The organism is Herbaspirillum sp. FG34 (assembly GCF_057809315.1).
On the sequence record NZ_JBMDJS010000023.1, the window covers coordinates 1 to 18969 of the forward strand.

General features: G+C 62.7%; 17 protein-coding genes. 6 read left to right on the forward strand and 11 right to left on the reverse strand.

Translation table 11 applies throughout. From position 1 onward, the window contains the following. Nucleotides 1-94 precede the first annotated feature (94 nt). The 3 genes from ACODSZ_RS21045 to ACODSZ_RS21055 are packed head-to-tail and all read right to left on the reverse strand — an operon-like array spanning nucleotide 95 to nucleotide 3355. Nucleotides 95-1282, reverse strand: coding sequence for an ABC transporter substrate-binding protein (locus tag ACODSZ_RS21045; protein ID WP_488928477.1), 1188 nt, complete (start codon nucleotides 1280-1282; stop codon nucleotides 95-97). A gap of 56 nt (nucleotides 1283-1338) precedes the next feature. Next, entirely contained in the window at nucleotides 1339-2295 is a 957-nt protein-coding gene (locus ACODSZ_RS21050) for a PDR/VanB family oxidoreductase (RefSeq protein ID WP_488928498.1), read from the reverse strand. Between the two features lie 10 nt (nucleotides 2296-2305). Next, nucleotides 2306-3355 carry an aromatic ring-hydroxylating dioxygenase subunit alpha gene (locus ACODSZ_RS21055; protein ID WP_175344770.1) on the reverse strand — a complete coding sequence of 350 codons (1050 nt, stop codon included), beginning with the start codon at nucleotides 3353-3355 and terminating at the stop codon, nucleotides 2306-2308. 327 nt (nucleotides 3356-3682) lie between these two features. Between ACODSZ_RS21055 and ACODSZ_RS21060 the strand changes: the two genes are divergently transcribed. Beyond that, on the forward strand, nucleotides 3683-4192 hold the full coding sequence (locus ACODSZ_RS21060) for a MarR family winged helix-turn-helix transcriptional regulator (RefSeq protein WP_175344771.1): 510 nt from the start codon (nucleotides 3683-3685) through the stop codon (nucleotides 4190-4192). A 3-nt stretch (nucleotides 4193-4195) separates the two neighbouring features. On the opposite strand, the gene ACODSZ_RS21065 is transcribed toward ACODSZ_RS21060, so the two are convergent. The 7 genes from ACODSZ_RS21065 to ACODSZ_RS21095 form a co-directional block, all read right to left on the reverse strand. Next, entirely contained in the window at nucleotides 4196-4897 is a 702-nt protein-coding gene (locus ACODSZ_RS21065; protein ID WP_008332179.1) for an ABC transporter ATP-binding protein, read from the reverse strand. Next, nucleotides 4890-5657 carry an ABC transporter ATP-binding protein gene (locus tag ACODSZ_RS21070; RefSeq protein WP_008332180.1) on the reverse strand — a complete coding sequence of 256 codons (768 nt, stop codon included), beginning with the start codon at nucleotides 5655-5657 and terminating at the stop codon, nucleotides 4890-4892. The genes ACODSZ_RS21065 and ACODSZ_RS21070 overlap by 8 nt, the downstream gene beginning before the upstream one ends. Further along, nucleotides 5654-6661 carry a branched-chain amino acid ABC transporter permease gene (locus tag ACODSZ_RS21075; RefSeq protein WP_488928478.1) on the reverse strand — a complete coding sequence of 336 codons (1008 nt, stop codon included), beginning with the start codon at nucleotides 6659-6661 and terminating at the stop codon, nucleotides 5654-5656. Before ACODSZ_RS21075 ends, ACODSZ_RS21070 begins: the two co-directional genes overlap by 4 nt. Beyond that, on the reverse strand, nucleotides 6658-7524 hold the full coding sequence (locus ACODSZ_RS21080) for a branched-chain amino acid ABC transporter permease (RefSeq protein ID WP_175344773.1): 867 nt from the start codon (nucleotides 7522-7524) through the stop codon (nucleotides 6658-6660). Before ACODSZ_RS21080 ends, ACODSZ_RS21075 begins: the two co-directional genes overlap by 4 nt. Nucleotides 7525-7737: 213 nt before the next feature. After that, nucleotides 7738-8940 (reverse strand): 3-oxoadipyl-CoA thiolase, encoded by a 1203-nt coding sequence (gene pcaF / locus ACODSZ_RS21085; protein ID WP_008332198.1) that lies wholly within the window; start codon nucleotides 8938-8940, stop codon nucleotides 7738-7740. A 39-nt stretch (nucleotides 8941-8979) separates the two neighbouring features. Further along, nucleotides 8980-9621 carry a CoA transferase subunit B gene (locus ACODSZ_RS21090; RefSeq protein ID WP_008332199.1) on the reverse strand — a complete coding sequence of 214 codons (642 nt, stop codon included), beginning with the start codon at nucleotides 9619-9621 and terminating at the stop codon, nucleotides 8980-8982. Next, the gene (locus ACODSZ_RS21095) at nucleotides 9618-10292 is read right to left on the reverse strand and encodes a 3-oxoacid CoA-transferase subunit A (protein WP_008332201.1); all 675 of its coding nucleotides are present in this window, start codon (nucleotides 10290-10292) and stop codon (nucleotides 9618-9620) included. Before ACODSZ_RS21095 ends, ACODSZ_RS21090 begins: the two co-directional genes overlap by 4 nt. A gap of 360 nt (nucleotides 10293-10652) precedes the next feature. Here ACODSZ_RS21095 and ACODSZ_RS21100 point away from each other — a divergent pair, with 360 nt between their 5' ends. Next, a complete protein-coding gene (locus tag ACODSZ_RS21100; RefSeq protein WP_175344774.1) occupies nucleotides 10653-11594 on the forward strand; it encodes an IclR family transcriptional regulator domain-containing protein in 942 nt (313 codons plus the stop codon). 158 nt (nucleotides 11595-11752) lie between these two features. Here ACODSZ_RS21100 and ACODSZ_RS21105 read toward each other — a convergent pair whose 3' ends face one another. Then, a complete protein-coding gene (locus ACODSZ_RS21105; RefSeq protein ID WP_034351027.1) occupies nucleotides 11753-12868 on the reverse strand; it encodes a porin in 1116 nt (371 codons plus the stop codon). A gap of 553 nt (nucleotides 12869-13421) precedes the next feature. Here ACODSZ_RS21105 and ACODSZ_RS21110 point away from each other — a divergent pair. The 4 genes from ACODSZ_RS21110 (at nucleotide 13422) to ACODSZ_RS21125 (ending at nucleotide 18969) form a co-directional block, all read left to right on the forward strand. Beyond that, nucleotides 13422-14597, forward strand: coding sequence for an ABC transporter substrate-binding protein (locus ACODSZ_RS21110; RefSeq protein WP_008332209.1), 1176 nt, complete (start codon nucleotides 13422-13424; stop codon nucleotides 14595-14597). Between the two features lie 304 nt (nucleotides 14598-14901). Then, complete coding sequence (locus tag ACODSZ_RS21115) at nucleotides 14902-15681, forward strand: crotonase/enoyl-CoA hydratase family protein (protein WP_008332210.1); 780 nt, start codon at nucleotides 14902-14904, stop codon at nucleotides 15679-15681. A gap of 158 nt (nucleotides 15682-15839) precedes the next feature. After that, nucleotides 15840-17702, forward strand: a complete 1863-nt coding sequence (locus tag ACODSZ_RS21120; protein WP_175344775.1) for a feruloyl-CoA synthase — start codon at nucleotides 15840-15842, stop codon at nucleotides 17700-17702. A 13-nt stretch (nucleotides 17703-17715) separates the two neighbouring features. Beyond that, nucleotides 17716-18969: a thiolase family protein gene (locus tag ACODSZ_RS21125; protein ID WP_241822155.1), complete on the forward strand. Its 1254-nt coding sequence runs from the start codon at nucleotides 17716-17718 to the stop codon at nucleotides 18967-18969.

An 18969-nucleotide genomic window follows, 5' to 3' on the forward strand; every position in this document is an offset into this window, starting at 1 on the left:
CCGGCGCGTCCTCCCGACCGGAGAAAGATAAGCATTAAGCTAGAGCGCAGGAAAGCAGCCCGTGCAGACTCCCCTCCCCCCAAAAAAACAAAAATCAAACCCCAGGATCCCGCACCTTCTCCACCTGATCAAACTCCACGTTATAAAACTCAGACCCGCGCAACTCAGCCTTGCGCATATAAACCGTCTGCACGATATCGCGAGTAGCAGCATCGATAGAAACAGGCCCGCGCACGCTCTCCCAGCTCATCCCCTTCATGGCAGCCAGCAGTTTTTCGCCATTCGCATCGCCGGAGGTTTTCTTGAGGGATTCATAGAGCAGGTGCATACCATCGTAGGCACCGACAGAATGGAAGTTGGCCCGCATCCCCTTGTTAGCCTTGGCCATCGCGTCCACATATTCCTTGTTGGCCGCCGAAGGATGCGCAGCAGAATAATGATGACTGCTCACCACATCCTTGGCGGCCGCACCGATACCCGCCATCAGGTCATCATCGAGCACATCGCCGGTACAGATCAGGCGAATTCCCGCCGCCGCCAATCCCCGCTCGGTGAACTGCTTCAACACGGCAGCTCCTTCACCGGAAGGTACAAAAACGAACAAAGCCTGCGGCCTGGCATCCTTGACCCGCTGCAGGAACGGCGCATAGTCCGGATTGCGCAAAGGCACCCGCACACTCTCCATCACCTTGCCACCGGCTTCAGAGAAAGTCTTCACAAACACCTTCTCTGCATCCAGCCCCGGCCCGTAATCGGAAACAAAGGTCACCACACTCTTGATGCCATTCTTCGCCGCCCAGGACGCCAGTGGCGAGGTCACCTGCGCCAGCGTAAACCCGGTACGCACGATATAGGGTGAACGCTGGACAATGATGGAAGTCGCCGCCGCCGTCACGATCATCGGCACCCTGGCCTGCGTGGCAATGGGTGCAGCCGCCAGCGCCAAGGGCGTCAGCCCGAAGCCCATCAGCACCTGCGCCTTCTCACGCGCCACCAGCTCCTGCGCCAGACGCTTGGTCACATCGGGCGAGACCCCGCCGTCATCCTTCAACAAGATCTCCACCTTGCGTCCGGCCACACTGTCACCGAACTTCTGCTGATACAACTTGACCGCCGCCTCGATCTGCCGCCCGGTCGAGGCAAACGGCCCCGACATCGGCACGATCAGCCCCACCTTCAACGTCTCTGCCGCTTGCGCCACCAGCGGCGCACCAACGGCGGCCAATGCCGTCCCGGCCAACATCAGGTGGCGGCGTCGGGTATTGATCATCTCGCTCATCATGTCTCCTCACGTTTTAATTGGTATAAATGATTTACGGCCAGTTGCTTCGTATTACGCTACAAATCCAGCACCAGCAAGGGACTCCGTGCCCGTGAACAACACGGCGTGAACTGGTCATTGGCCGCGCGTTCCTCATCGGTCAGATATTGATCACGATGATCCGGTTCACCCTCCAGTACGCGCGTAAGACAGGTGCCGCAGATCCCCTGCTCGCAGGACACCGGCACATCCACACCGTGCTCGCACAAGACCTGAATCACCGTGCGGTCCGCCGGAATGCGGTAGACCTGCCCGCTGCTGGCCAGCCTGACCTCAAAGCTGCCATTGCCGTCCGCCTGCACCGGCGCCGCACCAAAGTATTCGAAATGGACTTGCGTCCCCGGCCAGCCACGCGCACGGGCAGTCTCCACCACATGCGTGATGAAACCGGCAGGGCCGCAGACGTAAAGATGGGTGGCCGGATCGGCCTGTGACAGCAAGGCATCGAGATCGAGCTTCTGTGCAACATCACCATCGTCATAGTGATGCACCACGCGCCGAGCGAATCCCGATGCCGCGATGCGCTCGCGAAACGCCTGGCGGGCGGGCGAACGGGCGCAATAGTGCATCTCGAAAGAAGCCCCGCAAGCCGCCAGCGCCTCGGCCATGCACAGAATGGGCGTCACCCCGATACCACCCGCCAGCAGCAGACTGTGCGGCGCCGACACCAACGCGAACTGGTTGCGCGGCACCCCGATGGTGAGCAGGTCGCCCACCTTCAACACCTCATGCACCGCCACGGAACCGCCCCGCGAATGGGCATCACGCAATACACCGATCTGATAGCGATGCTGCTCATGCGGCGCGTTGCACAGCGAATACTGACGCAGCATGCCGCCCGGCAGATGCACATCGATATGTGCCCCCGCAGTAAAGGCCGGCAAGGCACTGCCATCCGGCGACACCAGTTCCAGCCCGATGATGCCGTCGGCTTCCTCGCGGCGCGCCGCGATCCTGACCTGCAATGTCGTCATCATCCCCCCCTCAGGCTGCCGCAGCCTTGCCGGCATCGGCTTCGCGCGCCAACCACTTGTCCAGCACCTTGCGCGACTGCACGCCACCGGCATCGATGTTCAGCGCCAGCAGGCGACGCTCCGGATACTTGAGCAGATTGGCCTGCTGCAGCTCCAGCATCGCACGGTCCTCACCGAAGATCTTGCCCTGGCCCTCGCGGATGGTGTCGGTGAGGTCCTTGTCCTCGGGACGGAAGTGGCGCGCCATGCCCCAGAAATACCAGTGCGAAGTCTCGGTCTCGGGCGTGATGAAATCCACCACGATGGACGACGCCTTGTGCTCCGGCGCAGCGTCGTAACCACCCTGCCCGGCATGCGCCACGCCCACTTCGATCATCACGTGACTGGGCGGCGAAAAGCGGCAGATCTGCCAGCGGTCCACCGGGACGTCGTCGGCCAGCCCGTTGCCTCGCAGGGCCATGCGCCAGAACGGCGGCGGCATGATGTTTTCCATGAAGCGGCTGGTGATGACCTGCTCACCCTCCACGCGCGTGTTGACCGGGGCTTCATCAATCTCCTTCTGGCCGATGCTGGAGGCGTGCACGTAGGTCTCGTGGGTGAGATCCATCAGATTGTCGATCATCAGACGGTAGTCGCAGTTGATGTGATACAAGCCGCCACCATAGGCCCATTCAGGGTTCTCGGCCCACTCCAGGTGATGGATCTGCGCCGGATCGGCCTGCTCCTTCTCACCCGGCCAAACCCAGATGAAACCGTAGCGCTCCACCACCGGGAAGCTGCGGATACAAGGGAAACCACGCACGCGCTGACCAGGCATGCTGCGGGTGTGGCCGTCGCAACCCATCTCCAGACCGTGATACCCGCAAACCAGCTGTCCATCGCGCACGAAACCCAGAGACAGGGGCGCACCACGATGCGGACAGAAATCCTCGACGGCGGCCACCTTGCCCTCGGCACCACGATAGAACACGATCTTCTCGCCACAGATCTGACGGCCCAGGGGCTTGCTTTCGATTTCGTCGGGGGTACAGGCAACGTACCAGGCATTCTTGGGGAACATGACGGTCTCCTTGGGTAAATTCCTCAACCGGCACCGGCCTCGCGCGGCCAGTGCCCTCCTTGATGGACTGCTCCAACTTGTTCTTTTCCGCAGGTGGCTTGATCCAGATCCTGTCGGGTCTCGCATTTTTCTGATTTAATATTCAGTGCACTGAATGTTAGGAAAAGTATCCGCCAATCCGCTGCGCAAGTAAACGCGCCGGCGGACTTTTTTCATTGCGCATCGCATCAATTGATTGAGGGAAAACGTCGCGGACCTTACACTGCCGCATCGCTGCGTACTGATTGCAGCTCATCCATTGCCCGACCGAACCTGACCGAATCCGCCATGCCAGAGACCACACCGCCCAAGGACGAAAGCCAGCTCATCGATCTCTACGAGCACCCCGGCCACCTGTTGCGGCGCGCGCAGCAGATCTCGGTATCGATCTTCCATGACGAAACCGGCGGCATCATTACCCCGGTGCAATACGCCATCCTGCGCATGCTGTCGAATCATCCCGGCATCGACCAGGTGAGCCTGTCGGGGCTGGTCGCCATCGACACCTCCACCGGCGCCACGGTCTGCGCCCGCCTCGAAGAAAAGGGCTTGCTGGTGCGGGAAGTCATTCCGCACAACCGCCGCCAGCGCGCATTGCGCATCACGCAAGCGGGCGAAGCCCTGCTGGAAGAACTGATCCCCGGCCTGCAGCGCCTGCGCAAGCGCATCCTGGCGCCCCTTGATGACGCCGAGCAGGAGCAGTTCATGCGGCTGCTGGACAAGCTGGTGCACGAGAACAATCCACAAAGCCGCGCACCGCTGGCACGCTTGCGCGACCAGGATTGCCAGGAGGACTGAGCCTCAGGCTACCGCTACCAGTCGATCCAATTTTTCACCATCGTCCAGCAGGCTTTGGCTATCCGAGGCATGCACGATGCGGCCACGATCAAGCACGATGGCCCGTTGCGTGAGCGACAGCGCCATGCGCGCATGCTGCTCCACCACGATCACCGACATCCCTTCGTCGCTGACCAGGCGGCGGATCACCTTCAACAGCTCCTGCACGATGATGGGGGCCAGCCCTTCCATCGGTTCATCCAGCAAGAGGATGCTGGGACTGACCATCAGGGCGCGCGCAATGGCCAGCATCTGCTGCTCGCCACCGGAGAGCTGATTGCCCATGTTGTGGCGGCGCTCATGCAGGCGCGGAAAAATCGAATAAATCTTCTGCAAGTTCCATTTTCCGCCACGCTCCACCACCGTCAGGTGTTCCTCCACCGACAGCGAAGGAAACATGAAACGCTCCTGCGGTACCCAGCCCAGCCCGGCATGCGCGCGCTTGTGGGTCGGCACGCGGGCGATGTTGCTGCCGCGCCAGTGGATGCTGCCGCCATGCAGGCGAGTCAGTCCCATGAGGGTAATCAACAGACTGGTCTTGCCCACGCCATTGCGCCCCAGCAGGGCCAGGCTCTCACCTTCCTGCATGGAGAAGGACACCTCCTCCAGGACGATGGAATCGCCATAACCGGCGCTCACCTTGTCCAGTGCCAGCAGTTCAGGCATGTTCGGCCTCCCCCAGATAGACTTCCTTGACGCGCTGATCCGCCGCAATCTCGGCCGGTGTGCCTTCCACCAGCACCTTGCCGCCGACCAGTACGGTGATGCGTTCGGCAAAGCGGAACACCAGTCCCATATCGTGTTCGATGAAGACGATCGTCACCTCGCGGGGCAGTTGCGCAATCACTTCAAACAATTCGCGGCTTTCCGCCGACGGAATGCCTGCGGCAGGTTCATCCAGCAACAGCACTTTGGGTTGCGTGGCCAGCGCCAACGCAATTTCCACCAGCCGCTGCTTGCCGTAGGCCAGGCTGCGCGTGATGCTGTTGGCCTCCTGCGCCAGCTTGAGCGAGGCCAGCAGCGCCATGGCTTCGTCCACCACGTCGGTCTGACGGGCCACGGTCTGGTACCACTTGTATTGCAGGCCGCGCCTCTCCTGGATCGCCAGCACCACCGACTCCAGTACGGTCAGTCCGGCAAAGAGCGTATTGATCTGGAAGGTACGCGTCATGCCGCGCTTGACGCGCTCGTGCTGGGCCAGCGCGGTAATGTCCTCGCCACCGAACCATACCTTGCCACTGCTGGGTGCAAAGCCACCCGTGAGCAAGTTGATGAAGGTGGTCTTGCCTGCGCCATTGGGGCCGATCAAGGCGTGGCGCGCGCCGGGCGTGAAGGTCAGCGAGATGTCGCTGTTGGCCACGAAGCTGCCCCAGCGCTTGCTCAGCGCTTCGGTGCGCAAGGTGGTATCGGCTGGATGCGAGCTCATGTGCGTCCTCCCTTGAAGAACTTGTCACGCAGCACGGCCAGTCCACCCAACAGACCACCGCGTGCGAAGAGAACGATGACGATCAGCAGCAGGCCGATCCAGAACTGCCAGTAGGCCGGATCGAGTCCGGAGAGGGTGTCCTGCGCCAGCATGTAGACCAGCGCGCCCACCAGTGCACCATAGAGCCGACCGGTGCCGCCCAGCACCAGGATGATGAGCAACTCGGCCGAACGCGGGAAGCCCAGCACATCGAGCCCGACAAACTGCGTGGTCTGGGCCAGCAAGGCACCGGCCACACCCGCAACCGCAGCGGCGATGGTGAAGATCACCACCAGCCGACGATTGACGTCGGCCCCGATGGCCGGCATGCGGCGACCTCCTTCGCGGATACCCCGCAAGCCCAGGCCGAAGGGCGAACTCACCAAGCGTCGCAAGACCACGAACAGCAACAACAGCACCGCGAAGCTGTAGCAAAAGGCGACGCGGCCGTTGAGATCGAATTCGAAGACCCCGAAGATCTTGCCCATCACCATGCCGGACAGACCATCCACGCCGCCCGTGATGAAGGCTGCCTTGTTGGCCGCCTCGAAGAGCATCAGTCCGATGCCCAGCGTCACCATGAGGCGCGTGAGGTCCGTCCCGCGCACTACCAGGAAACTCACCAGGAATCCGGCAACGGCTGCCACGATGGCGGCCAGCAGCAGTCCGGTGATAGGCTCGCCCCAGCCATGCACGGCCAGCAGGCCGGCAGTGTAGGCACCGAGGCCGAAGAAAGCCGCATGCCCCAGCGAGACGATGCCGGCATAGCCCAGGATCAGGTCCAGCGAGACGGCGAACAGACCCACAATCATGATCTGGCTGATCAGCACCAGATAATCCGGGAAGACGAAATAGGCCGCCACCGGCAAGAGCCAGAAGATCAGCTCCAAGGGCGTCCAGCGGTCATTGGGCAGATGCAGTGCAGGTTTCGTCGCGGACCGGCTTGTCGTATTCAGGCTGCTCATCCGCGCCTCCGCATCAGGCCAGCCGGGAACAGGATCAGCAATACCACCATCAGGCCGTAGATGACGAAGGCGCCGGTCTCCGGCACGTAGTATTTGCCGGCGACGTCGAACACGCCCAGGATCAGCGCGGCCAGCAACGGGCCCTTGATGGTGCCGGCACCACCGACGGCCACCACCAGCAGGAAATAGACCATGTACTTGACCGGGAAAGTCGGATCCAGTCCCAGCACGTCGATGCCCAACCCGCCACCGAGTCCGGCCAGGCCCGAACCGAGCGCGAAGGTCAGGCTGAAGACACGGCTGACGTTGATGCCCAGTCCGGCTGCTGCAACCTGGTTATCGACCGCGGCACGAATCTGCGCACCGAAGCGGGTACGCTCGATCAACAGGCCCAGCGCAATGGTCACCAGCACCACCACACCGATGAGGAAGACACGATAGGCACCGACGTCCAGTCCCAGCAGCGAGACCTGACCGCGCAGCCAGTCCGGCAGCACGACCGGTTGCTGGGTCGGCCCCCACTGCCAGGTGGCAGCGGCCACGGCCATGAAGGTCAGGCCGATGGAAAACAGCACCTGATCCAGATGGCTGGCCTTGTAGAGACGACGATAGAGAGAGCGCTCAAGGATCAGTCCCACCGCCGCCGCAGCGATGAAGGCCAGCGGCAGGGTCGCGAGGAAGGGAACGCCGATGCCGTTGAGCAGCGTCACGCAGACATAGCCACCCAGCATGGCAAAGGCACCGTGCGCCAGGTTGATGAAGTTCATCATGCCCATCGTCACCGACAGGCCCACGCTGATGAGAAACAGAAGGCTGCCGTAGGCAATGCCGTCAAAGAGTACGCCGAGGAAGTTGCCTAGCATGGCATACCTCCCTGACCGGAACGGGCGCGCGCAGCAGGACGCGGCGCACAGTCATGATGCAGATACATGATGCGATTTGTCTCCTTCTGTCCTGCGGCTCTTTTATGGGTGACCGCTCGGAAATCAATATGAATTTTTTTCTATTGTGCTGCGCCTGCCTCAACTCATGCTTGATCAATTTTCACGAAGACCCTTGCGATCTTCATGAACTCATCACACGCGCTCGATCACCATCGCGATGCCCTGCCCCACGCCGATGCACATGGTGCACAGCGCATAGCGGCCGCCGGTGCGTTCCAGCTGGTACATCGCCGTGGTCACCAGGCGCGCACCGCTCATGCCCAGCGGATGGCCCAGCGCAATGGCGCCGCCGTTCGGATTGACGCGCGCATCGTCATCGGCCACGCCCAGCTCGCGCAACACGGCCAGCCCCTGCGAGGCGAAGGCTTCGTTGAGTTCGATCACGTCCATCTGATCGATACTCATGCCCAGTTGCGCCAGCACTTTCTTGCTGGCCGGCGCCGGGCCCATGCCCATGATGCGCGGCGCCACCCCGGCCGTGGCCATGCCGAGGATGCGTGCGCGCGGCTTGAGCTGGTATTTCTCGACTGCGTCAGCACTGGCCAGCAAGAGCGCGCAGGCGCCGTCGTTGACGCCCGAGGCATTGCCGGCGGTAACGCTACCATCGGGCCTGACCACGCCCTTCAGACGGGCCAGCGCTTCCATGCTGGTGGCACGGGGATGTTCATCCTGGCTCACGGTGATGGGGTCGCCCTTCTTCTGCGGGATCACCACCGGCACGATTTCCTGAGCCAGGTTGCCATTGGCCTGGGCCGCAGCAGCCTTGGCCTGGCTGCGCACGGCAAACCGGTCCTGGTCTTCGCGGCTGACCTTGAAGTCGACGGCCACATTCTCGGCCGTCTCGGGCATGGCATCGACGCCGTATTTCTGCTTCATCAGCGCATTGACGAAACGCCAGCCGATGGTGGTGTCCTGGATGGCAGCCTGACGCGAGAAGGCACTATCGGCCTTGCCCATCACGAAGGGAGCACGGGTCATCGACTCGACGCCACCGGCTATCATCAGCTGCGTCTCGCCAGACTTGATGGCGCGCGCGGCCGTGCCCAGCGCATCCATGCCGGAGCCGCACAAGCGATTGATGGTGCTGCCCGGCACTTCCTGCGGCAGACCCGCCAGCAGCAGCGACATGCGCGCCACGTTGCGGTTGTCTTCACCAGCCTGGTTGGCGCAGCCATAGATGACGTCATCGACAGCCTTCCAGTCCACCTGCGGGTTGCGCTCCATCAGTGCGCGCAGCGGCACGGCCCCGAGGTCGTCGGCACGCACGTCCTTGAGCGCGCCACCGTAGCGGCCGATGGGGGTGCGAATGGCGTCACAGATCAATACGTCTTTCATGTCTTCCTCACAGCGATATCAACGATGGGTTGGGCCGGATCAGGCCGCCGGATGCAGCGGTGCACCTGTCATCTCTTGCAATTGCGCGAACGAAAGACCTTCGACGATCTCGCGCACTTGCAGTCCTTGCGGGGTCACGTCGATGACGGCCAGGTCGGTGTAGATGCGATTGACGCAAGCGATGCCGGTCAGCGGATAGGAGCAGGCCTCCACCAGCTTGCTCTCGCCGGTCTTGGTCTGGTGGTCCATCATCACGAACACCTGCTTGGCACCAATGGCCAGGTCCATCGCACCGCCCACGGCGGGGATGGCATCGGGCGCGCCGGTGTGCCAGTTGGCCAGGTCACCCTTGGCCGAGACCTGGAAGGCGCCCAGCACACAGATGTCGAGATGACCGCCGCGCATCATCGAGAACGAATCGGCATGATGAAAATAGGAACCGCCGGTCAGCAGCGTCACCGGCTGCTTGCCGGCATTGATGAGATCTTCGTCTTCCTCACCGGGGGCCGGGGCCGGGCCCATGCCCAGCACGCCGTTTTCGCTGTGCAGGAAAATTTCCTTGTCAGCCGGCAGATAGTTGGCCACCTTGGTGGGCAGGCCGATGCCCAGGTTCACGTAGGCGCCCTCGGGGATGTCCTGCGCCACGCGGGCGGCGATCTCTTCACGGGTAAAGCGCTTCATTGCTGTGCCTCCTTGGTTTGCACGATCCGTTGCACGAAGATGCCGGGCGTGATGATGTTTTCCGGATCGAGCTGGCCCAGTTCCACCACCTCGGTGACTTGCGCGATGGTGACCTTGGCGGCCATGGCCATGATGGGACCGAAGTTGCGCGCGGTCTTGCGATATACCAGGTTGCCCCAGCGGTCGCCGCGCAGTGCCTTGATGAGCGCGAAGTCGGCGTGAATGGGCGACTCCAGCACGTAGTGCTTGCCATCGATGAGACGGGTTTCCTTGCCTTCGGCCAGCATGGTGCCGTAACCGGTCGGACTGAAGAAACCGCCGATGCCGGCACCTGCGGCACGAATGCGCTCGGCCAGGTTGCCTTGCGGGGTCAGTTCCAGCTCGATTTCACCGGCGCGGTAGAGCGCATCGAAGACGTGGGAATCGGTCTGGCGCGGGAAGGAACAGATGATCTTCCTGACGCGCTTGGTCTTGAGCAATGCGGCCAGGCCGGTATCGCCATTGCCGGCATTGTTGTTGACGATGGTCAGGTCGCGCGCGCCCTGGGCGATGAGCGCATCAATCAGGGCCGAGGGCATGCCGGCATTGCCGAAGCCGCCGATCATGATGGTGGCGCCATCATGGATGTCGGCCACCGCCTGCTCCAGGGAGTCAGAAATTTTATTGATCACGTTGCTCTCACTATAGATGCGGCGCCTGCAACTGCGCCGGCTGGATGCCTTGCCACACGTTTGCTTGCGGTGCGACCAGGCGGGTTGGGACTCGTCTCTGCCGGTGTGGACGGGCATTGCGGCGCGGTCAGCTGCGTGACGTTTTTTGCACCGCAATGTTCGATCACCGAACTAATGTTTGATTTTCGCACAAAAAGAGTTTAGCGATCCGGCTTGACGGACGTCAAGAAAAACCAGCAGGATGTGTTCGCTTGCCGCACAAAACGTTAAAATTCCGACGCACTCCTGCACGGCGGCAACGCCGGGCGGCCGCACCGACGATCCGTCCTGACCATCCGACCAGAGAGCCCATTCGCGCCCATGTCCACCGCACCCGCTGCCAAGACCCGCAAAACCGTTGCCAAGAGCGTCCCTGCCGCCAAGGACAGCAAGGCACCGAAGTCCGCCCCCGTCGCCAAAGGCCGCGGCAAGGCCAGGCAAGCCGAGCCCTCCGGCGGCGCTGCCGAGACCGAACGCGAGCTGACCATCGCCGAGGAAATCGACGCGCTCACCGACCCCAGCTTCATGACCTCGCTGGCGCGCGGCCTGGCGGTCATCCGCGCCTTCAGTGATTCGCGCCGCAGCCTGACCATCGCCCAGATCAGCCAGAAGACCGGTATCCCGCGTGCTGCCGTGCGGCGCTGCCTGCATACCCTGAAGCAACTCGGCTATGCCGATTCGGACGTCAACAACTTCTCGCTGCGTCCCAAGATCCTGACGTTGGGATACTCCTATCTGTCTTCCACTCCGTTGACCGTTTCTGCACAGCCCTACCTGAACAACATCAGCCGTACCCTGGGCGAATCCTGCTCGCTGGCGGTGCTCGATGACAATGAAGTGCTCTACGTCGCGCGCTCGGCGACATCGCGCGTGATGTCGGTGGCGCTCAATACCGGCAGCCGCCTGCCGGCCTATTGCACCTCGCTGGGCCGGGCCATGCTGGCACACCTGCCCGATGAGCAGTTGAAAGCCTACTTCGAGAAGGTCAAGCTGCGCGCCCTGACCGACAAGACGGTGGTGTCGCAGAAGCGTCTGCGCGACATCCTGGCCGGCGTGCGCGAACAGGGTTACGCGGTCATCGATGAAGAACTCGAGGTTGGCCTGCGTTCGATTGCCGTCCCGGTGCGCGGGGCCTCCGGCAACGTACTGGCGGCACTGAACGTGGGGGCACAGGCCGCGCGCGTCTCGGTCGCACAGATGGAAGAGGAAATCCTGCCGGTGCTGCTGCGTGGCGCACAGGAATTGTCGGTGCTGCTGCCATAAAAAACAGGTCCGCACTCCCCGATTCGGGGAGGCGGACCGAAGACAAAAACAGACCCTGCCTTTGCCATGCTGCGGATGTCGGCGCACCCTTCGCAACTGCGGGTGCGCCATCCTCCTCAAGACTGCTTGCCGCTATTTGCCACTGTTTGCCGCCACCATCAGAAGGTGTGACGGATGCCTGTCATCACGCCCAACTGGTTCTTGCCCGCGCCTACCGAGCCACCGGCATCGACGGCCACGGCAGCGGTACCGCCGTTCTTGATGTAACCCAGCGAGGTATAGAGGGCGGTGCGCTTGGACAGGTTGTAGGTCAGGCGCGCCACCGACAGGGTGACATCGTTGGGGCTGTTCTTGACGGCCAGACGCGAGAGCTGCGCATCCAGCACCAGGGTGGTGGTCAGCGGATAGCTCACGCCCAGGTAGTAGAGATCGGAATCGGTATTGGTATTGGCCGCTGCACGGGTGCGACGATCCACCACACCGCCGCCGACCTTGACGTCACCGAGCATGAAGTATCCGTTCAGGGTGATGCGCTGATCGCTGTTGCTGCTGCTGGTCAGGCCGCCGGAGGCGCCGGTGTTGCCATAGAGGATGTCGTAGGATGAGGTCATCCCCCAGCCCTTGCCGTCATAGCCCAGCAGACCCGTGACCTGGCGGCAGGCCTTGCTGTTGCCGGCCACCTCGCCCGGACAGTTGGTAGCGGCAGGACCGCCGGTGGCCGATGCGTCGCGACCGAAGCTGTAGGTCGCACCGACGGTAAAACCGCTGAAGCTGCCGAGGTAACCGATGGCGTTGTCGCTGCGGGCATTGGGCAGATAGGAATCAATGCTGCCGATGGCGAAGATGTTGGGACCCATCACGTCCGTCTTGAGCTGCGAGATATAGGTCATGTTGATCTGCCGACCCAGCATGACCTGACCCCAGCCGCCCTTGAGCCCCACATACGACTGGCGACCGAAGATGCGGTTGCCCTGGCCCATGGCACCGGTATCGGGTGCGAAGCCGCTTTCCAGCACGAACATCGCCTGCAGTCCGCCGCCCAGGTCTTCGGTACCGCGGAAACCGATGCGCGAAGGGAAGCTGCCCGTCAGCGATGGCATCTTGAAGACCGAATTGCCATTGGCGTTGGCATTGGTGGTATAGACCACGCCGGTATCGATGATCCCGTAAATCGTTACCGAACTCTGTGCCATGGCCGAGCCGGATACACCTGCGGTCATCGCACATGCGGCAGCGGCCAGAGCCACTGCACGCAGGGTGATTTTTCTTGTCATTGCCATCTCCTCCTGATTTCATTGAATGGTGAATGGCCGGTCCGCTGCCGGCGCGCACCTTCCTCCAGGCACACGCCAACGATTCGCTGCTCGCCGGCCAGGTGACTTCCAGTGATGTCAGTCCCTGGTGTTTACTGCGACTACCTGTTGCGAATTGCTGCTGCCGCCCGGCAATGATCCGGAGCGCGGACGCAAAACCGCCCCCTGCCCCATGGTCAGTGCCATCGGCATGCTTGCTGCAAGGACGCCTGCGGCGTCCATTCAAGAATGCGAGTTGTTCGATGCCGCCAGGCGGGCATCGCAGAAAGAAGCGTCTCTTTGCTTATTTTTTATAACTTTTATTCCCCGTTCGGTAGCCGCACATCAGTTTGTTTACCGAACGGATGGTGCGATACTATTGTCGGCACCTCCGCTTTGTCAACAAGGCGAGCCAAGGAAGGGAAAGCGATACGTCGTCCGTCTGCAACAGTCGGACCGGCGATGCGACAATGAAGACGGCAGCAGAACCGCCCGCACATCGCCACTCATCACAATCACAAAGGAGACTGAAAAAATGAGGTTCAAGAAACTCGCAATGCTGGCCGTCATGGCCGCCGCCAGCACCGCGCTGGCATCGCTGGCGCAGGCCCAGGAAACCATCAAGGTCGGACTGATCGCCGCCTTCTCCGGTCCCTTCGCCGACTACGGCAAGCAGATGGAAGGCGGCATCAGAGCCTACATGGCGCAGCATGGCGACCAGGTCGCAGGCAAGAAGATCCAGATCATCATCAAGGACACCACCGGCCCTTCGCCCGAGATCGCCAAGCGCCTGGCGCAGGAACTGGTGGTGCGCGACAAGGTGGACTTCCTGGCCGGATTCGGTCTCACGCCGGAGGCCCTGGCGGTGGCGCCCATTGCCGAGCAGGCCAAGAAACCGATGATCATCATGAACGCGGCCACCTCCATCATCACCACCAAATCCAACTACATCACGCGCTTTTCGATGACCCTGCCGCAGGTCTCGGGGCCCATGGCCACCTGGGCGTTGAAGAATGGCATCAAGCGCGTGGTCACGCTGGTGGCCGATTACGGGCCGGGCATCGATGCCGAGACCGCGTTCAAGACGAATCTGCTGGGCGGCGGTGGCCAGGTGGTCGAATCGATTCGCGTGCCGCTGCGCAATCCGGAATTCGCGCCCTACATCCAGCGCATCAAGGATGCCAAACCGGAGGCGGTCTTCATCTTCGTCCCGGCCGGGGAACAGGGCATCGCCTTCATGAAGGGCTATCGTGAACGCGGCCTGGCCGAAGCCGGCATCAAGGTCATCGCCACCGGCGACCTGACCGACGACCACGTACTGCCCGCCATGGGCGATAGCACCCTGGGCGTGATCACCACCTTCCATTATTCGGCCGCACATGATTCACCCGAGAACAAGGCTTTCCTCAAGAGCTTTGCGGCGGCCAACCCCGGTGCGGGCCGCCCCAACTTCATGGCCGTGGCCGCCTATGACGGCATGAACGCCATCTACGAGGTCAGCAGGAAACTCAACGGCAAGATCGACGGCGACCGTGCCATGGCCATCCTCAAGACCATGAAGTTCACCAGCCCGCGCGGCCCCATCGCCATCGATCCGGCCACGCGCGATATCGTGCAGACCGTCTACGTGCGCAAGGTCGAGAAAGTCGGCAACGAACTCTACAACGTCGAATTCGACAAGTTCGAGAACATGAAGGACACCGGCAAATAAACGCCTGTCCGAGCTTCGCGGAAACGCCGGTGATGCAGTGCACACCGGCGTTTTTCTTTGCCCCTCCAGCAAGCACGCTGCCTGGCGGCATCCCGGGCATGAGCACCTCATGATTGCGACGCGGCGCAGCAATTCCATGCCGCATGATGCCTTCATTTTGCGTTCGTTAATCGCCCGCTTTTACGTTGTTCGCACAAGGCGACACGCTGATGGGACTTGCGTTTACCTCCACTTTACTTATACTGAATAAACGTTATAACTTATAACTAATTCAAACGCCGACCACGGCATGACCAGAGACAGCATGAACCAGCACAGCGACCTCCTCGACATCCAAGTTCACGGCGCCATCGCCGAGATCGCGCTCAACCGCGCCGCCAAACGCAACGCCCTCAACGATCCGCTGGTGCGTGCCATCCGCGACTGTTTCCAGGATCTGCCGGAGGGCGTGAAGGTGGCCATCATCCACGGCATCGGTGAACACTTCTGCGCCGGCCTGGACCTGTCCGAACTGCGCGAACGCGACACCACCGAATCCCTGCATCACTCGCGCATGTGGCATGCGGCCTTCGAGCAGATCGCCTTTGGCCGTGTCCCCGTGATCGCGGTGCTGCATGGCGCGGTCATTGGTGGCGGACTGGAACTGGCATCGGCGGCACACATCCGCGTGGCCGAACCGAGCGCCTTCTACGGTCTGCCGGAAGGACAGCGTGGTCTGTTCGTCGGTGGTGGCGGCTCGGTGCGCATCTCGCGCCTGATCGGCGTGGCGCGCATGGCCGACATGATGCTCACCGGCCGCGTGCTGACCGCCGAGGAAGGCCACCAGGCCGGTATCTCGCAATACAGCGTGGCCGCCGGCGCCGGACTGGACAAGGCGCGTGAGCTGGCCGAACGCATCGCCCGCAATGCACCGATGACCAACTACGGGATCATGCACGTGCTGCCGCGCATCCATGATCAATCCATCCAGGACGGCCTGATGACGGAGTCGCTCATGGCCGCCGTCGCTGGCAGCGATCCCGATACCAAGGGACGTCTGGCGGCCTTTCTCGATCACAAGCAGAACAAGGTCAAGCCGACCTGATACCCGTAGCACGATCCGCAGCACGACCGGCGGTAACAACGGCAAACCAGTGTCGGCATAGAGCCACTACAGCGGCCAGCAAGTCAGTAATACAGCGCACGACCACAACAACACACCCGCCCGGCCACGACCGCACGGGTGACACAACAGAGACATGTATGAACACTCCACCTCGCTATCGCAGCTTCAGGTTCGGCATCGGCGGCGTTGACGTCGTGCCGGGCGCCAACGGCGTCGCCCTGGTCAAGACCCGCCAGCCGCTGGAAGCCTATCCGGCGCGTCTGACCGACAGACTGATCCACTGGGCCACGGTCGATCCGGACCGCACCTACATGGCACGCCGCGACAAAGATGGCCAATGGCGCCGCATCAGTTACGGGCAGGCGCTGCAAAGCGCACGACGTATCGGCCAGGCACTGCTGCAACGCGGCCTGTCGGCCGAACGGCCGCTGCTGATCCTGTCCGAAAACGACCTCGAACACGCCATGCTGGTGCTGGGCTGCCACTATGCGGGCGTCCCCTATGCGCCGGTGTCTTCGGCCTATTCGCTGCTGTCCAGGGATTACGCCAAGCTGCGCCATGCGGTGCAGTTGCTCACCCCCGGCCTGATCTTCGCATCACATGGCGAGAAGTTCGCCGCCGCCGTCAATGCGGTGGCTCCCGATATCGAATTCGTGGTGACCGAGGCGCCGCCTGCCGGTCGCCAATGCACGCTGTATGCGGAACTGGAAGCCACCCGTGCCGGTGATGAGGTCGAGCGCGCCTATGCCGCCACCGGTCCGGACACCATCGTCAAGTTCCTCTTCACCTCGGGCTCGACCAAGATGCCCAAGGCGGTCATCAATACCCAGCGCATGATGTGCAGCAACCTGCAGATGATCGTACAGACCTTCCCCTTCCTGGCCGAAGAGCCGCCCATCCTGATCGACTGGCTGCCCTGGAACCACACCTTCGGCGCCAATCACAACGTGGGCATCGTGCTCTACAACGGCGGCACCATGTACATCGACGAAGGCAAGCCTACGCCGCAGGGCCTGGCCACCACCCTGGCCAACCTGCATGAAATCTCGCCGACCGTGTATTTCAACGTGCCGGTCGGTTGGGAAGGCATCGCCCACGCTCTGGAGAAGGACCAGGTCCTGCGCGAAAAATTCTACAGTCGCCTGCGCATGCAGTTCTACGCCGGTGCCGCGCTGGCACAACCCGTGTGGGACAAGCTGCACGCCACGGCCGAAGCCACCTGCGGCGAACGCATCGTGATGTGCTGCGGCCTGGGCATGACCGAGACCTCCCCGTCCGCACTCTTCGTGGCGGACCTGGAAGTGCAGGCCGGACAGATCGGCATCCCCACTCCGGGCATGGAAATCAAGCTGGTCCCCAATGGCGACAAGATCGAGATCCGCTATCGCGGCCCCAACGTGACGCCCGGTTACTGGCGCGCACCGGAGCAAACCGCCGAAGCCTTCGATGAAGAGGCTTACTTCCGCTCGGGCGATGCGGTGCGCTGGCTGGACCCGGCCCATCCGGATCGCGGCTTCATGTTCGATGGCCGGGTGGCCGAAGACTTCAAGCTCTATACCGGCACCTGGGTCAGCGTGGGCCCGCTGCGCGCTCTGATCGCACATGAAGGCGCCCCCTACCTGCAGGATGCCGTCATCACCGGTCAGGACCGCAGCGAAGTGGGCATGCTCATCGTCCCCAACATCGAACGCTGCCGCCAGCTGGCGCATCTGCCGGCAGACGCCTCGCGCGCTGAGGTGCTCAATGCGGCGCCGGTACGCGCCTTCTTCCAGGGCATGCTGGATCGCTTGCAAACCCATGCGACCGGCAGCTCCAACCGGGTCACCCGGGCGCTGGTGCTGATCGATCCGCCCTCGTTTGATCGTGGCGAAATCACCGACAAGGGTTCCATCAACCAACGCGCGGTACTGACCCATCGCGCCGCGCTGGTGGAGGCGCTCTACGCCGGCACCGATCCGGCCGTGCTGAGCGCACAGGCCGCGCTCTCCCCCGCTCACTGAGAAAGCAACAGACATGGCACAAGCAGCGTTCTATTCCAGCTTCAAGGACATCTGGCTCGTCGGCGGCGTGCGTACGCCCATGGTGGATTACTGCACCAGTTTCAGCCAGCTCTCGCCCACCGACATGGGCATCAAGGTGGCGCGCGAGGTACTGGCCCGCACCGGCATCGCCGCCACCGACATCGGCTCGGTCGTAGCCGGCAACATGGCGCCCGGTGACGCCTACCAGTACATGCTGCCACGTCACATCGGCCTGTATGCGGGGGTGCCGGTGACCACGCCGGCCATCATGGTCCAGCGCATCTGCGGCACCGGTTTTGAACTGATCCGCCAGGCCGGGGACCAGATCGAACGCGGCTATACCGAGACTGCGCTGATCGTGGGCAGCGAATCGATGACGCGCAATCCCATTGCGGCCTTCGGCCATCGCAGCGGCTTCAGGTTGGGCGCGCCGGTGGAATTCCAGGACTACATGTGGGAAGCGCTGGTGGATCCGGCCCCCGGCATCACCATGCCCCAGACCGCCGAAAACCTGGCGAAGATGTATGGCATCACCCGCGCCGAGGTCGATGAATACGCCGCGTATTCCTTCGAACGCGCCCTCAAGGCGCAGGCCGCCGGTTTCCACGCGGGCGAGATCGTGCCGGTGGTCAACGAGACCTTCCGCCTGGATGGCTACAACGACCGTCACATCAAGCTGCAGGGCAAAGTCAGCGAAGCAGCGGCCGACACGCATCCACGCCCCTCGCCGGTGGAAGTGCTGGCCAAGCTGCGCACGCTCTATCCGGATGGCGTACAGACCGGCGGCAACAGCTCGGCACTGGTCGATGCGGCAGCGGCCACCATCGTGGCCTCGGGCGATTACGTCCGGCGCCACGACAAGGCGCCGCTGGCGCGCGTGGTCGCTGCCGCTGTCGCGGGCGTGCCACCGGAGATCATGGGCATCGGCCCGGTGCCGGCCATCCGCACCCTGCTGGAACGCAACGGGCTGACGGTGGCCGACATCGGCTGCTTCGAGATCAACGAGGCGCAAGGCGCGCAGATCGTGGCGGTGGAACGTGAGCTGGGGATCGACCGCGAGCGCCTCAACGTCAACGGCGGCGCCATCGCCCTGGGCCATCCTCTGGCGGCGACCGGGGTACGCCTGTCGATCACGGCGGCACGCGAGATGAATCGCCGCGGCGCGCGCTACTGCGTGGCCTCGGCCTGCATCGGCGGCGGCCAGGGCATTGCCCTGTTGCTGGAAAACCCGTCGGCCTCCCACTGA

Coding starts and splice junctions, on each gene's coding strand:
- ACODSZ_RS21045 (WP_488928477.1), bottom strand. CDS start 1,282: ATGATGAGCGAGATGATCAATACCCGACGCCGCCACCTGATGTTGGCC.
- ACODSZ_RS21050 (WP_488928498.1), bottom strand. CDS start 2,295: ATGACGACATTGCAGGTCAGGATCGCGGCGCGCCGCGAGGAAGCCGAC.
- ACODSZ_RS21055 (WP_175344770.1), bottom strand. CDS start 3,355: ATGTTCCCCAAGAATGCCTGGTACGTTGCCTGTACCCCCGACGAAATC.
- ACODSZ_RS21060 (WP_175344771.1), top strand. CDS start 3,683: ATGCCAGAGACCACACCGCCCAAGGACGAAAGCCAGCTCATCGATCTC.
- ACODSZ_RS21065 (WP_008332179.1), bottom strand. CDS start 4,897: ATGCCTGAACTGCTGGCACTGGACAAGGTGAGCGCCGGTTATGGCGAT.
- ACODSZ_RS21070 (WP_008332180.1), bottom strand. CDS start 5,657: ATGAGCTCGCATCCAGCCGATACCACCTTGCGCACCGAAGCGCTGAGC.
- ACODSZ_RS21075 (WP_488928478.1), bottom strand. CDS start 6,661: ATGAGCAGCCTGAATACGACAAGCCGGTCCGCGACGAAACCTGCACTG.
- ACODSZ_RS21080 (WP_175344773.1), bottom strand. CDS start 7,524: ATGCTAGGCAACTTCCTCGGCGTACTCTTTGACGGCATTGCCTACGGC.
- pcaF (WP_008332198.1), bottom strand. CDS start 8,940: ATGAAAGACGTATTGATCTGTGACGCCATTCGCACCCCCATCGGCCGC.
- ACODSZ_RS21090 (WP_008332199.1), bottom strand. CDS start 9,621: ATGAAGCGCTTTACCCGTGAAGAGATCGCCGCCCGCGTGGCGCAGGAC.
- ACODSZ_RS21100 (WP_175344774.1), top strand. CDS start 10,653: ATGTCCACCGCACCCGCTGCCAAGACCCGCAAAACCGTTGCCAAGAGC.
- ACODSZ_RS21105 (WP_034351027.1), bottom strand. CDS start 12,868: ATGACAAGAAAAATCACCCTGCGTGCAGTGGCTCTGGCCGCTGCCGCA.
- ACODSZ_RS21110 (WP_008332209.1), top strand. CDS start 13,422: ATGAGGTTCAAGAAACTCGCAATGCTGGCCGTCATGGCCGCCGCCAGC.
- ACODSZ_RS21115 (WP_008332210.1), top strand. CDS start 14,902: ATGAACCAGCACAGCGACCTCCTCGACATCCAAGTTCACGGCGCCATC.
- ACODSZ_RS21120 (WP_175344775.1), top strand. CDS start 15,840: ATGAACACTCCACCTCGCTATCGCAGCTTCAGGTTCGGCATCGGCGGC.
- ACODSZ_RS21125 (WP_241822155.1), top strand. CDS start 17,716: ATGGCACAAGCAGCGTTCTATTCCAGCTTCAAGGACATCTGGCTCGTC.